The following is a 12,280-nucleotide window of genomic DNA, read 5'->3' as shown; positions in this document are numbered from 1 at the left end:
CAAACGAACAAATAGAGCAGATAGAATTTGCACTCAACCATCGTCCTAGAAAAACACTAGGTTGGTATACGCCTAGTGAAGTTATGGCTGGTTTTTATACTGTTGCACTTGCCGCTTGAATCCGCCTTTTAAATGATTGCTAGATTTCATTAGATATCTTTAATTGATCAAAAAATGTTCAATTTATTCATATTTAAATAGATGCTGAAAATACCCTCATCCTTCTGGGATGAGAAGCACTGCTTCGCAAGAGGATGAGGGTATTTTATTTATAATGATTAAAAAATGACTTATCAAAGAACGCTAGTATCTATTGATATGTATCTGGCTTGAAAACCGCAATATAGACCCGGTTACACAAATGATCATGCTTGACCCTTGAATGAAACGATCAAATGTTTGAGCATGATATTTTCTGGGTTATAGAAGTGATGGATCGCCATGATAGATGAAGAAAAGCCGTTAAACTTCGATGATGACAATGAGCCTCAAGATTTCGAAGATGAAGAGTTTATCGATGATAAGAAAGAGGATGAGCTGTACAACACGATTACCAAAGATGGTTCAAGTGTTGATCCTGCAGATGATGGCACGCGGCATATTCGCCCTGAAGATGGTAATCCCATAGAAGTTGAAGAGTAAAGAAAAAAGTCCAATTCAATATTGGGCTTTTTATGTTCGTGATTTTCTTTGTCATGAAGTACAGTGCTTTGGGTATACACCTGTAGAAGCAATGAATATCAGAATTTAAGCGCAATGGGCTGCAAAAAAGTTGTGAAATATGGCTGAAATTATGTTTCTGTTACATCCTTAAGAAAAATGAATGAAGCAATAAATTAGCGCTAAAATATAAAAAATCAATCAAATCAGATCATAATAAATTGAAAATCAATAAAGCCTTAATAAAATTAGGTGTATATTGAAAGTACAATTTCACTCATCAGAGTATGTTCGCATGGCAACTAAATTTATAATCCGTTTTGCAATGATTCTATTCGCTGTACTTATTTTGACTGCGCTTTCGATTCAATTTTTCTTTGATCCAGAAGTGACTGTGGTTTTATGGATCTTCGCTGTACCCTTTATTCTGGGGGTGCCAATTTTAGCCTCTGTCGTATTGGCAAGTAATGAGGAACTGGATATTCATAGCGTAAATTAAATTGAAAAAAGCCCTCATTTTTTGAGGGTTTTTTATGATATAAAGATGCTTAAATAGCCTGAGCTACTCAACTAGAGTCATTCAATCACTAATCTTTAAATGTGTCATTTAGCGCACTTTGCACCGCTTCAACACGTGCCTTGCAGGCTTTATAGGCGCTCATGGATTCTTCCACGATTTTCATCAGATTATCAATGTCCGGTTCTTGCTGAGATTCGAGCAATTCCGCATTCTTTTTCAAGATGTCATAGCCTTGCTGGAAGCTTAAAGTATCATGAGTCATGGGGAAGTACCTGTATAAGTTGTGCTGAAAAAATGCCATCCTGCAGTTCTACCTGAACCGGATCGCTGGGTTGAATCTGGTTGATAGAACCCACCACATGTTCTTGCTGACGTACGATGGCATAACCTTTCGATAAAACATGTCGTGGGTTTTGCAATAGCGTTTCCCGCATCAGGGCATCTAGCTGCTGATTGATTAGTTGGGTATGTTGCTGAGCCAGACTGGAGGTATTGGCCTTGATCTGTTGCAGACGTTGCAGGGCATCCATAATTTGGCTGTTGGCCAGACTTTGAATGAGTTTTAAGAATTGATCATTCTGATTTTGGTAGGCCTGAATTTGCTGTTGAGATAAACGCTGAATCCGCTGTAAATAATTCAAGACATCTTGTGTGAGTTCGACTATATGATTGCGAATTCCGGCGATGACTTTACTCGGAGTATCAAAGGAGCGATGCGCAATCTCATCCAGAATGGTGTGGTCTTTTTCATGTCCGATGCCCACCCAAATCGGAACCGAGCGTTTACAGAGCAGGGCAGCCAGATCATAATCATTTAAATAAGCCAGATCATTGACTGCTCCGCCACCCCGAATAATGACGATTAAATCTGGCGCAGTGTCATAGGTTTTCGCCCATTGTTTCAGAGCTTGTGCCAGACTCTGCATAATGCTTTGCGGGGCAGAATTTCCCTGAAAAGTCGCAGTGTGATAGATAAACTCGCAAACTTGCGCACGATGTAGTGCATCGGCATCTTTTCTGAAATCTCCGAGACCTGCTGCGTTTTCGGGAGCAATCACTAAAATTCGGTTCAAATCAAAAGGGCTGGGCAGGTTTCTATTACGCTGAATCAGCGCTTAGCCTGTCAATAATCTGCTGATAACGCCGGGCAATATCACCCAAGGTATAACCCGAGTCAATCTCGACGATATTTAAAGAAAAACCATATTGTGGATCAAAATTGGCTTGGACTTTAATCAGAACTTTGAGATCACGACTTAATTCAATCCCGCTTTCACGTTCAAATTGAGTGACAATTTTCTGGGCGCTAAATTTCCAGATGGTGGCTCGGCAACTGGCAATGACCTGATCGCTATCAGCCTCTTTTTCTGCCAGTTCCAGATAATAATGACCTGCTTTGGTACTAAGGTTGCGAATCTCAGCTTTGACCCATACCGGCGTATCGAAAGTGAGTTTGACCGCTTCCTGAACTGTCGCAAGATATTCCTTGAGGGAGAGTTGGAGATCGTCTGTCATGCCAGTATAAAGTTTAAAATTCAATCAAATAGTAAATCAATCTGCTCAAGATCACAAATCTAAAAATGCAGTCACTTAAACTTTATGTAATGACATTGTGTTGATGATGGAATGAAGAATCACTTCATTGAGAACGTTAAATTCGTATTCGTTTCAATTTAAACAGATTCCCTGCATCTCTATCTTCATCAATCAAATAGTTGGCAAGATAGCAATACTGAATTTAGCAATACTTTTATTATTAAACCTTATTGAAGGTATTTGATTAACAATGTACACAGACTTGTGCCTAGAAAAGGTATGGAAATATGCTAAATTAGTGCAGAATTATTGAAGAAGAATACACGCTCATGAAAAAAACAATGCTGTTCGGTTTGCTGGCGGTTGCTTTAAGCGCCTGTACCACTACACCACAATCAGAAACGGAAGCGCCCAAAATAGGTATGCCAAATCCGGCGAGCACTTATTGTGTCAATCAGGGTGGCAAGCTTGAAATACGTAATGAAAGTAATGGCCAGGTTGGATATTGTCATTTAAAGAATGGACAGGTGGTAGAAGAGTGGGAGTTGCTGCATATGAACCAGCCTAAATGTATTGCCGATCAGGCGATGACATTGGTTGGTCAGTCCAACCTGACTGAAGCGCAAATCAAACAGAAAACCCAGGCGCAGATTGTACGTATGGTCGAGCCGGGTCAAGCAGTCACCATGGATTATCGTGAAGAGCGTGTGACAGTAACCGTAGATCCTGCCAGCAAAAAAATTATTCAGGCTTCATGCGGTTAAGTATTTAAAAAACAAAAGCCCATTGATGGGCTTTTTTAAATTTAAAGTCATACTGGCATTTTAAATGACAAATCTTCCCCGATCTTTTATATTGCCCCTCGGAAGGAGAAACTCATGAAAAAGTTATTGGCTTTATCGTTTATGCTGGCTCTGGCCGGTTGTGCCGAGAAGAAACCCTTAACCCCTGAAGAGCAGTGGCAAGGTTATTGTCGAAGTGTGGGAAATGCCGCGCGAACCATTATGCTGGATCGTCAGAATGCGATTGAGAAAGAGAAAGCAATCGAGCATGCCCTCAAGATCGATGATGAAACCACCAAAGGTTTTATTCTGAACATTATTGATGAAGTCTACGCACTTCCAGCCGAAGAGATTAAGGCAGATGTAAAAGCAGCCCGTGAAAAAGTCCGCGCTGAGTTTACTGAAAAATGTATTGCCACGCCGCATGATGAATTACCAGATTACAAACCGTTCTAGGGAACGGTTTTTTAATGGCTGAATCAGGCATAGCAACATCTCTTTAAAAAAAGTATCAACCCGAATAAAAGACAAAAAAACCTCTACTTAATAATAAAAAAATAGCCTAAGCAAAATGTACACTTTGTGACAATTTCTAAATCTAAAATATAGAAATACTTATCTTTATATTGAATAATGAATTTAACTCCAATTACCCGAGGAGTAACACAATATGCAAGTCGTCAGATATTTACATCATTCTGATCTGCTCTTAGAAGATGAACATGGTGTAGTCATTATTGCTGGTAGTCGCTATGTCCTGAGCGTAGGCGACAAAGTATTTTTAAAGAAGGTGCTAGAACAAGAAAAAAAGCTGTATCAGGTGGATATTTCCTTTGCCAGCAATAATCACAGCACGATGTGTGAAGATGAATGCGTGGTGAAATTCAAAGGCTGCCGGGATTCATATCAGCAATATTTAAACTCGACCACTGTACACTAAGGTGGAGTATCTTTTTAACTTCAAATCAGGCAACATCATGGTTGCCTTTTTTATGCATTAAATTCAGTTAAAAGGGCCTGCTCATAGGCTTGTTTCTTGAGATCTGATCTAAAAGTGATTATTGAATAATCATTAAGAGCATCATTTAGTTATAAAATAACGAGCATCACAAAGAAACACTTGAGTTGCATTAACTTTTAACTGGAAATTTAGTAAAATTTCGGAGTCCATATTATTTGTGAAGCTTGGAATAAGCAGGAATTCATAAGTAATTTTTTAAAAAAGAGGAATAACACTGTGCTAGAAGCTTACCGCCAACACGTTGAAGAACGTGCCGCACTCGGAGTCCCACCGAAGCCACTTGACGATGCCCAAACCGCTGCATTAGTTGAACTACTAGTTAACCCGCCAGCTGGTGAAGAAGCATACTTGGTAGATTTGCTTGAAAACCGTGTACCAGCAGGTGTTGACCAAGCTGCATATGTAAAAGCTGCGTTCTTGGCTGCATTGGCAAAAGGCGAAGCAACCTCTCCACTTATTTCTAAAGAACGTGCGGTTTACTTGCTAGGTACTATGCTTGGTGGTTATAACGTAGCGCCTTTAGTTGAACTTTTAGACAACGCTGAACTTTCTGAGCTTGCTGCTGAAGCGCTTAAGAAAACGCTTCTTGTATTTGATGCATTCCACGATGTCGCTGATAAAGCAAAAGCGGGTAATGCAAATGCACAAGCTGTTATGCAGTCTTGGGCTGATGCTGAATGGTTTACTTCACGTCCAGACGTTCCTGAAGAAATCAAACTGACAGTTTTCAAAGTCACTGGCGAAACCAACACTGATGACTTGTCACCTGCACAAGATGCTTGGAGCCGCCCGGACATTCCATTGCACGCAAATGCAATGTTGAAAAACGTACGTGACGGAATCAACCCGGAAGTTCCTGGTGAAGTTGGTCCATTAAACCAAATCAAAGAATTGATCGCGAAAGGCAACCAAGTTGCTTACGTAGGTGACGTTGTTGGTACAGGTTCATCTCGTAAATCTGCAACCAACTCTGTGCTTTGGTTCTTTGGTGATGACATTGCTCATATCCCGAACAAAAAAGACGGTGGTTACTGCCTAGGTTCTAAAATTGCGCCAATTTTCTTCAACACGATGGAAGATGCGGGTGCATTACCGATCGAGATCGATGTTGGCAACATGAACATGGGCGATGAAATCGTTCTTAAAATCGATCATGCTGCTGCGAAAGTTTCTGCATCTAAAGACGGTGCTGTAATTGCTGAAGCTGATCTTAAAACACCTGTACTTCTAGACGAAGTTCGTGCTGGCGGTCGTATTAACCTGATCGTTGGTCGTGGTTTGACCACTAAAGCACGTGAAGCTTTAGGTCTTCCAGTATCTACGTTGTTCCGTACTCCGGTTCAACCTGCTGCAACTGGCAAAGGCTTCACTCAAGCACAGAAAATGGTTGGTCGCGCTTGTGGTCTTCCTGAAGGTCAAGGCGTACTTCCAGGTACTTACTGTGAACCTAAGATGACCACTGTTGGTTCGCAAGATACCACTGGTCCAATGACGCGTGACGAATTGAAAGACTTGGCTTGCCTAGGTTTCTCTGCTGACCTTGTTATGCAGTCTTTCTGTCATACCGCTGCGTATCCAAAGCCAGTTGACGTTCAAATGCAACACTCGCTTCCTGATTTCATCATGAACCGTGGTGGTGTGTCTTTACGTCCAGGTGACGGTATTATCCACTCTTGGTTAAACCGTATGCTTCTTCCGGATACTGTGGGTACTGGTGGTGACTCGCATACTCGTTTCCCAATCGGTATTTCGTTCCCGGCGGGTTCTGGTCTAGTAGCTTTTGCTGCAGCAACTGGTGTTATGCCACTTGATATGCCTGAATCTGTACTTGTGAAGTTCAAAGGTAAAATGCAGCCTGGTATCACACTACGTGACCTGGTACATGCAATTCCTTACTACGCAATTCAAGCGGGTGACTTAACTGTAGAGAAGAAAGGTAAGAAAAACATCTTCTCTGGTCGTATCCTTGAGATCGATTTGACAGAAATGGAAACTGACCTGACTGTTGAGCAAGCATTCGAATTGTCTGATGCTTCTGCTGAACGTTCAGCTGCTGGTTGTTCGATCACGCTTTCTGAAGAGAAAGTTGCTGAATACCTTCGTTCAAACATCACTATGCTTAAGTGGATGATTTCTGAAGGTTATGGCGATGCGCGTACAATGGCTCGTCGTGTTGAGAACATGGAAAAATGGTTAGCGAATCCATCACTGCTTAAAGCGGATGCGGATGCTGAATACACGAAAGTGTATGAAATCGATCTAGCTGACATTAAAGAACCTGTTCTTTGCTGCCCGAACGATCCAGATGATGCAAAACTTCTTTCTGACGTTCAAGGCGTGAAAATTGACGAAGTATTCGTTGGTTCTTGTATGACAAACATTGGTCACTTCCGTGCGACTGGTAAATTGTTAGAGAAAGTTCCAGGTGGTGCATTGTCAACTCGTTTGTGGATTGCTCCGCCAACGCGTATGGACGAACATCAGTTGATGGAAGAAGGTTTCTATAATATTTATGGTAAAGCTGGCGCGCGTACTGAAATGCCAGGTTGTTCATTATGTATGGGTAACCAGGCACGTGTAGCTCCGAACACGACTTGTGTATCGACTTCTACTCGTAACTTCCCGAACCGTTTAGGTCAAGGTGCTAACGTTTACTTGGCTTCTGCTGAACTTGCTTCTGTTGCTGCTGTATTGGGTAAATTACCTTCTCCAGAAGAATACCAACAGTACGCAGCTCAAATTGACAGCATGTCAGCTGACATCTATCAATACTTAAGCTTCGACAAGATGAGCGAATATACTAACGCTGCTAAAGACGTTGATACGAAGAAAATTGCTGCTGCTCAGTTGACTTAATATTAAGTTGATTAAAAAGTAGTTTAAAATAAGGGCTGATTGATCAGCCCTTATTTTTTACGAAAAGAAGAATTAAATTCTATTTGAGCGATGTGAATGGAAAGGTTAATAGATCCAGATTATTTAAATGCTAATCAAGGTGTCTTAGCTTTACTAATATTTTTATTTGGTATGGCAGTGACAGTTGTTAGTATAGTTGTAAAATATTTTAATAATAAACCTAAATTTAAAATTACTACTATTGAAGGTCCAACTTTTACTTGTACTTTTGAAACAGGAAATGTTTTTAATGGGCATCAAGCTCATATAACAGCAGTGGCTCTTTATTTAGATATAAAGAATGTTGGTAAATTACCTTGTGGTATAGATAAGATTTTCATTGGGTATAAATGGAATATAATCCCTTTTAGTTTTAATTGGCTTAAATATCGTTTCTTGGGTTGGTTTTGGCTAAAAGAGCAGGTAATAGCTTTAGATGATTTTCAAGTCAAAATTGGTGATAAAATTAAGGTATATCCATTTTTAACTCAGTTAAATACGCTTTCTCCTGCCAAAGTAGAAAAATATATAGAAGTAGGAAAAGGTATTAGTGGTGTTGTATATTTTGAGCAGCAAGAAAGTTGGGGAGCGATGTCGCCAGTTGTACATAATAAAATCACTAAAATAAAAATCTGTATAGTTGATTCATTTGGAAAGAAGCATAAAAAAATTTTGAAAATTCCTGTGGTGCAGTTAAATGAAGCATTTAAATATAATCCGTCCTTTGGGATGACATATCACATTTTGAATGATGAAAAGAATATTTCCAAAACTTTATAAGGGACTAATCATTTAAAATGAATTTGTGCTCATTAATATTTCTCTCTTTACACCTAACTCAATACAGCGTTTAATCGCCACATTGAAAAATGATTTAAAAGTTGATATAACAATGACAAAACAATCCCGATTCCTCTGTATTGGCGGTTTCCTTAACGGAACCCAAGTCAAAGACCAAGGCGACAGCTTTGTCTGCATCGAAAAATGCAAAAATGTCACCTATACCAAAAAGGAAATATTCCATCCTGATTCATGGGATCACGACTACTATGTTTGTGAAACGACCACAGATCAGCAAGCGCGCAACTGGGTTTATGATATTCCATCACGTTAATTGCGTCTATTCGGGCTATAAATTAAACAATTATTAGAAACAATAACTTGCATTACATTTCTATGATTGATTTTTCATCTCTCTTTCCCAAAACTGTATGAAAATAAAGCCAATAGGGAATGTTATGACTTATGAAATAGATGCCTTTGGCACTCTAGTAATTGCTGTTTTTTTTCTTTTTATTGGGCGGTATCTTGTTAGTAAAATTAGCTTCTTTAGGAACTATAACTTACCTGAACCTGTAATCGGTGGTTTAGTCGCAGCGATTACGGCCTTTATTCTCTATAAATTGTTTAATATCAGTGCCACATTTGACGCACAAATTCAAACCATCCTGATGCTGATGTTCTTTACTTCTGTTGGCTTAAGTGCAGACTTTTTGAAACTGAAAGAAGGTGGAAAATCGCTCCTGACCTTCTTGGTCTGTGTCATTTTATTTGTAGTCGTGCAAAATGCTGTCGGTATGAGTTTAGCCACAGCGCTTGGACTTGATCCACTGATTGGCTTGATTGTCGGTTCCGTCACCTTAACGGGTGGTCATGGTACCGCCGGTGCCTGGGGCGAGGTTCTGGAAACTCAATATGCGATCCAGGGAGCAGTTGTCCTTGGTATGGCAAGTGCTACCTTTGGCTTGATTATTGGTGGACTTGTGGGCGGTCCAGTTGCCAAGTTCCTGATTAAACGCAACCAACTGGCTGAAACAGTAGCGCAAGAGACTAATGAACAGCAGCTCGAATCGCACATCAACACTGCGCCCTTTGAATATCCAAAGAAAACCCGATTGATTACATCCAGTAATGCCGTGTCGACTTTGGGGATGTTTGCCCTGTGTATTTTTGTCGCCAATCAGATGACAGACTTCAGCCAGGGAAGATGGTTTGAATTGCCCACTTTTGTATGGGCTTTAGGCACAGGTGTGATTGTGCGTAATGTCTTGGAGCATGTGCTGAAAGTCGATATCTTCGACCGTGCAATCGATGTATTTGGCAATGCGTCTTTATCCCTGTATTTATCTATGGCTTTACTATCACTGCAACTCTGGTTACTGGCCGATTTGGCAGGTCCGCTCATTACCATTTTATTGGCGCAGACAGCGGTATTGATTTTATTTACCGCAATTGTGACCTTTAGAATCATGGGCAAAAATTACGATGCAGCAGTATTAGTGGCAGGGCATTGTGGTTTTGGTATGGGGGCAACACCGACAGCGATTGCCAATATTCAGGCGGTGACCAATAGCTATGGTCCATCACATAAAGCTTTTTTAATTGTACCGCTGTGTGGTGCATTTTTTATTGATATTGTGAATGCTGTGGTGATCCAAAGCATCATTGCATTTTTCGGCTAAATGTTAATACGTTTTTAAAATCATACATGCAATAAAAAGCCCCATGGTTAGGGGCTAGTCGTATATAGGTCAAGCCCATATACTGTAAGAGGCTCATCTCAAACTGAGTGTATTAGAACATAGCAGCTTGCAAATAACCATCTAAATCTGATTTAAACCGTCAATTGTTGTTCAATCACCGGCCATAAGTTTTGATGTGATTTTTTAAACATCAGCATATGGCCAATGGCTTTATGCGCATATCTTTTAGGTTGAAGCTCAATCATCTGAGTGTCTGCATTGGGGTATAAACGCAGTAAATCTTTTACATTTGCTTCTGTTGCAATTTCATCATCCGATGACCAGATCGAAATAATCGGGCAGGTGATTTGAGCATGAAAATCTGAGCGTGGTAATAGGGTTTTACCCATTGCATTCATGACATAGCCCGGTTTGCTACAGAACTGTGCCCATTCACGCGCCACATCTTTAGGCAGATTTTCGCCCATGCCAATCGCTTGAGTTGGAGCATATCCTTTGCTCATACGGGCCAGTGGGAAAATGAGATTGAACATGACCGGCGCCAGCAGTTTGGTTTTACCTTTAAGTCCTTTGATATGTCCGGTTGAGCCAGCAACAGCCACCACTTTTGCAACTTTGTCATAATTCGGTACGATCCCCAGAAGCTGACCACCAGCACTATGCCCCAGCAAAATCACTTTTTCTGCATGAGTACGTGCTAATAAAGCATCAATCGCGGCGGGAATATCCAGTTGACCCCATTGCACAATGCTGGCTTTGGACTGTTTTAAAGGGCCTGCGAGTGACTCACCAATTCCCCGAAAGTCAAAGACCAGTACCGCATAGCCCTGAGCTTGCAACCAGATGCAGAAATGATGATAAAACTGTTGGGTAATACCTGTGGCAGGACAGACCAATACCGGACGTTTTTCAGATTCTGAAGAAGCCGCATAAAAGCGTGCACTTAAGTGATAGCCATCCTGGCACTGTAGAGTCAATGTTTCAAATTCAGACATACGATACACTATGATTTTAGCTTCCTGATGAAGCTTTAACTTTATACAGTTTTTGAAGGGATGCTTGCGCAAAGCATGACTTAAAAGTCAGTAAAATAATAGATATGGAATGAGCTTATGCTATCAATGGAACTTGCACTGGCCGTTAAAATCGCCATTATTTTTAGTGGAATATTCTTGTGGATTGGGATGTTTACCGGGGTCTGGAAGTATTGGCAGATCCGTCAATCACCACAGTCACGCGCACATTATTATGTCGATATTGCCCATCGTAGCAGTCTGCTATATGCACCAGCGACGCTAATTCTGGCAGTTCTGGCATATTATTCCGATTTATCCAGTGCCATGAATTTGATCTGCGTACTGGTGAATATCGTATTTTTTAGTTTTTCGATTGCAGCTTATATGCTGCATGGTTTCCTGCAAGATACCACCAATCAGTTTAAGCAACCGCATCAACTGGGTCGGTTTCATCTACCTGGCAGTCTGATGAGCTTGGCAATGCTGGGATTAATTATTGCAGAACTTGGAGGAACGGGGATTTTACTCTATGGCGCATTTGGTGGGCTATTTTAATTATTCTTAAAAGTAATATTTTGGTTTTTTTACCAGATGGATGACTGGCCACATCATCCATCTGGGCTAATTTAAAATTTGATTATCGGTATTTCTGGTCTATGGCAGCCCACAGGAAGAAAGCAGCTGAGACGATCAGCGCATAACCAAAGTATTCAAGTTTTAAATTACCTTGAATTAAGCAATGGACGGTTAAAGTCAGCATAAGTGCAAAAGTGGTGCATATAAATGTCACCAGATTGGTGTCGTTGGCTTTAAGAGCGTCAATGAAGACTTGCTTGTTGAAATGTAATGATAACATCTCCATCCCTCCCATTTATTTATGTTATTGAAGACTAAAGCAGATTAAGTTAGTCAGAATTGAACATACAGTTGTACTGTTTAATATCAGCCTTTGCAACCATCGGGCTGCACTTTCAGGGTCAAAATGGCCTTCTTTAGTCGTAAAAATACATAATCAATTGATTAGTAAAGCATTATATATTCAGATTACACCTCCATATCGTCATGAAAACAATAGCTAGCAATTGTTTGATGTGAGCAGATAGAAAATGCAAATTCTACGCCAAAGATATGTAGTGTTAATCAATAGAATGTAAGACTGTGTATAAGTCAGGGGGCAAGATGGTTTAAGTCAGCAACAACATGTATCTAAAAGCTAAAATTCAAAAAATTATTTATATTTATAGGCGGATTCAAGCGGCAAGTGCAACAGTATAAAAACCAGCCATAACTTCACTAGGCGTATACCAACCTAGTGTTTTTCTAGGACGATGGTTGAGTGCAAATTCTATCTGCTCTATTTGTTCGTT

At 40.4% G+C, this 12,280-nt stretch carries 13 protein-coding genes and 3 pseudogenes; 11 read left to right on the top strand and 5 right to left on the bottom strand.

Annotation, left to right across the window (positions count from 1 at the left end):
* From FTU90_RS15045 to FTU90_RS15035, 3 genes and pseudogenes are all read left to right on the top strand, one after another.
* Positions 1-119: pseudogene (locus FTU90_RS15045) on the top strand (IS30 family transposase); the annotation flags it as partial.
* Positions 120-441: 322 nt separating this feature from the next.
* On the top strand, positions 442-642 hold the full coding sequence (locus FTU90_RS15040) for a hypothetical protein (RefSeq protein ID WP_005097200.1): 201 nt from the start codon (positions 442-444) through the stop codon (positions 640-642).
* Positions 643-955: 313 nt separating this feature from the next.
* Positions 956-1,159 (top strand): hypothetical protein, encoded by a 204-nt coding sequence (locus FTU90_RS15035; RefSeq protein ID WP_005097198.1) that lies wholly within the window; start codon positions 956-958, stop codon positions 1,157-1,159.
* A gap of 88 nt (positions 1,160-1,247) precedes the next feature.
* Here the strand turns inward: FTU90_RS15035 and xseB are convergent, their stop codons facing one another.
* Together xseB and xseA are read right to left on the bottom strand one after the other, a co-directional pair.
* Positions 1,248-1,442: an exodeoxyribonuclease VII small subunit gene (gene xseB / locus FTU90_RS15030; RefSeq protein ID WP_005170556.1), complete on the bottom strand. Its 195-nt coding sequence runs from the start codon at positions 1,440-1,442 to the stop codon at positions 1,248-1,250.
* Positions 1,432-2,695 (bottom strand): annotated as a pseudogene (xseA, locus tag FTU90_RS15025) (exodeoxyribonuclease VII large subunit). The gene xseB and the pseudogene xseA overlap by 11 nt, the downstream one beginning before the upstream one ends.
* Positions 2,696-3,045: 350 nt before the next feature.
* Here xseA and FTU90_RS15020 point away from each other — a divergent pair.
* From FTU90_RS15020 to gltS, 7 genes are all read left to right on the top strand, one after another.
* Complete coding sequence (locus FTU90_RS15020) at positions 3,046-3,480, top strand: I78 family peptidase inhibitor (RefSeq protein WP_074383210.1); 435 nt, start codon at positions 3,046-3,048, stop codon at positions 3,478-3,480.
* Between the two features lie 114 nt (positions 3,481-3,594).
* Complete coding sequence (locus FTU90_RS15015) at positions 3,595-3,954, top strand: hypothetical protein (RefSeq protein ID WP_005097193.1); 360 nt, start codon at positions 3,595-3,597, stop codon at positions 3,952-3,954.
* A gap of 214 nt (positions 3,955-4,168) precedes the next feature.
* A complete protein-coding gene (locus tag FTU90_RS15010; protein ID WP_005097192.1) occupies positions 4,169-4,438 on the top strand; it encodes a hypothetical protein in 270 nt (89 codons plus the stop codon).
* A gap of 297 nt (positions 4,439-4,735) precedes the next feature.
* The gene (locus FTU90_RS15005) at positions 4,736-7,375 is read left to right on the top strand and encodes a bifunctional aconitate hydratase 2/2-methylisocitrate dehydratase (protein ID WP_005097191.1); all 2,640 of its coding nucleotides are present in this window, start codon (positions 4,736-4,738) and stop codon (positions 7,373-7,375) included.
* Positions 7,376-7,471: 96 nt separating this feature from the next.
* Complete coding sequence (locus tag FTU90_RS15000) at positions 7,472-8,194, top strand: hypothetical protein (protein ID WP_005097190.1); 723 nt, start codon at positions 7,472-7,474, stop codon at positions 8,192-8,194.
* Positions 8,195-8,306: 112 nt separating this feature from the next.
* Entirely contained in the window at positions 8,307-8,528 is a 222-nt protein-coding gene (locus FTU90_RS14995) for a hypothetical protein (RefSeq protein WP_080633091.1), read from the top strand.
* Between the two features lie 124 nt (positions 8,529-8,652).
* Positions 8,653-9,876 (top strand): sodium/glutamate symporter, encoded by a 1,224-nt coding sequence (gltS, locus tag FTU90_RS14990; protein WP_005097189.1) that lies wholly within the window; start codon positions 8,653-8,655, stop codon positions 9,874-9,876.
* A 152-nt stretch (positions 9,877-10,028) separates the two neighbouring features.
* Here gltS and FTU90_RS14985 read toward each other — a convergent pair whose 3' ends face one another.
* A complete protein-coding gene (locus tag FTU90_RS14985) occupies positions 10,029-10,892 on the bottom strand; it encodes an alpha/beta fold hydrolase (protein WP_074383206.1) in 864 nt (287 codons plus the stop codon).
* Positions 10,893-11,009: 117 nt separating this feature from the next.
* On the opposite strand from FTU90_RS14985, the gene FTU90_RS14980 reads away from it, so the two are divergent.
* Complete coding sequence (locus FTU90_RS14980) at positions 11,010-11,468, top strand: hypothetical protein (RefSeq protein ID WP_005097113.1); 459 nt, start codon at positions 11,010-11,012, stop codon at positions 11,466-11,468.
* A gap of 82 nt (positions 11,469-11,550) precedes the next feature.
* Here FTU90_RS14980 and FTU90_RS14975 read toward each other — a convergent pair whose 3' ends face one another.
* Positions 11,551-11,769, bottom strand: a complete 219-nt coding sequence (locus tag FTU90_RS14975) for a hypothetical protein (RefSeq protein WP_005097112.1) — start codon at positions 11,767-11,769, stop codon at positions 11,551-11,553.
* Positions 11,770-12,163: 394 nt separating this feature from the next.
* Positions 12,164-12,280: pseudogene (locus FTU90_RS14970) on the bottom strand (IS30 family transposase); the annotation flags it as partial.

The organism is Acinetobacter sp. YH12200 (assembly GCF_013418175.1).
GTDB lineage: Bacteria > Pseudomonadota > Gammaproteobacteria > Pseudomonadales > Moraxellaceae > Acinetobacter > Acinetobacter pseudolwoffii.
This window is presented reverse-complemented; position numbering and strand designations above follow the sequence as displayed.

What these genes read in the sequence shown, in the direction of transcription:
- FTU90_RS15010 (WP_005097192.1), top strand. Translation starts at nt 4,169, where the DNA reads ATGCAAGTCGTCAGATATTTACATCATTCTGATCTGCTCTTAGAAGAT.
- FTU90_RS14985 (WP_074383206.1), bottom strand. Translation starts at nt 10,892, where the DNA reads ATGTCTGAATTTGAAACATTGACTCTACAGTGCCAGGATGGCTATCAC.
- xseB (WP_005170556.1), bottom strand. Translation starts at nt 1,442, where the DNA reads ATGACTCATGATACTTTAAGCTTCCAGCAAGGCTATGACATCTTGAAA.
- FTU90_RS15020 (WP_074383210.1), top strand. Translation starts at nt 3,046, where the DNA reads ATGAAAAAAACAATGCTGTTCGGTTTGCTGGCGGTTGCTTTAAGCGCC.
- FTU90_RS14980 (WP_005097113.1), top strand. Translation starts at nt 11,010, where the DNA reads ATGCTATCAATGGAACTTGCACTGGCCGTTAAAATCGCCATTATTTTT.
- FTU90_RS15015 (WP_005097193.1), top strand. Translation starts at nt 3,595, where the DNA reads ATGAAAAAGTTATTGGCTTTATCGTTTATGCTGGCTCTGGCCGGTTGT.
- FTU90_RS14995 (WP_080633091.1), top strand. Translation starts at nt 8,307, where the DNA reads ATGACAAAACAATCCCGATTCCTCTGTATTGGCGGTTTCCTTAACGGA.
- FTU90_RS15040 (WP_005097200.1), top strand. Translation starts at nt 442, where the DNA reads ATGATAGATGAAGAAAAGCCGTTAAACTTCGATGATGACAATGAGCCT.
- FTU90_RS14975 (WP_005097112.1), bottom strand. Translation starts at nt 11,769, where the DNA reads ATGTTATCATTACATTTCAACAAGCAAGTCTTCATTGACGCTCTTAAA.
- FTU90_RS15035 (WP_005097198.1), top strand. Translation starts at nt 956, where the DNA reads ATGGCAACTAAATTTATAATCCGTTTTGCAATGATTCTATTCGCTGTA.
- FTU90_RS15000 (WP_005097190.1), top strand. Translation starts at nt 7,472, where the DNA reads ATGGAAAGGTTAATAGATCCAGATTATTTAAATGCTAATCAAGGTGTC.
- gltS (WP_005097189.1), top strand. Translation starts at nt 8,653, where the DNA reads ATGACTTATGAAATAGATGCCTTTGGCACTCTAGTAATTGCTGTTTTT.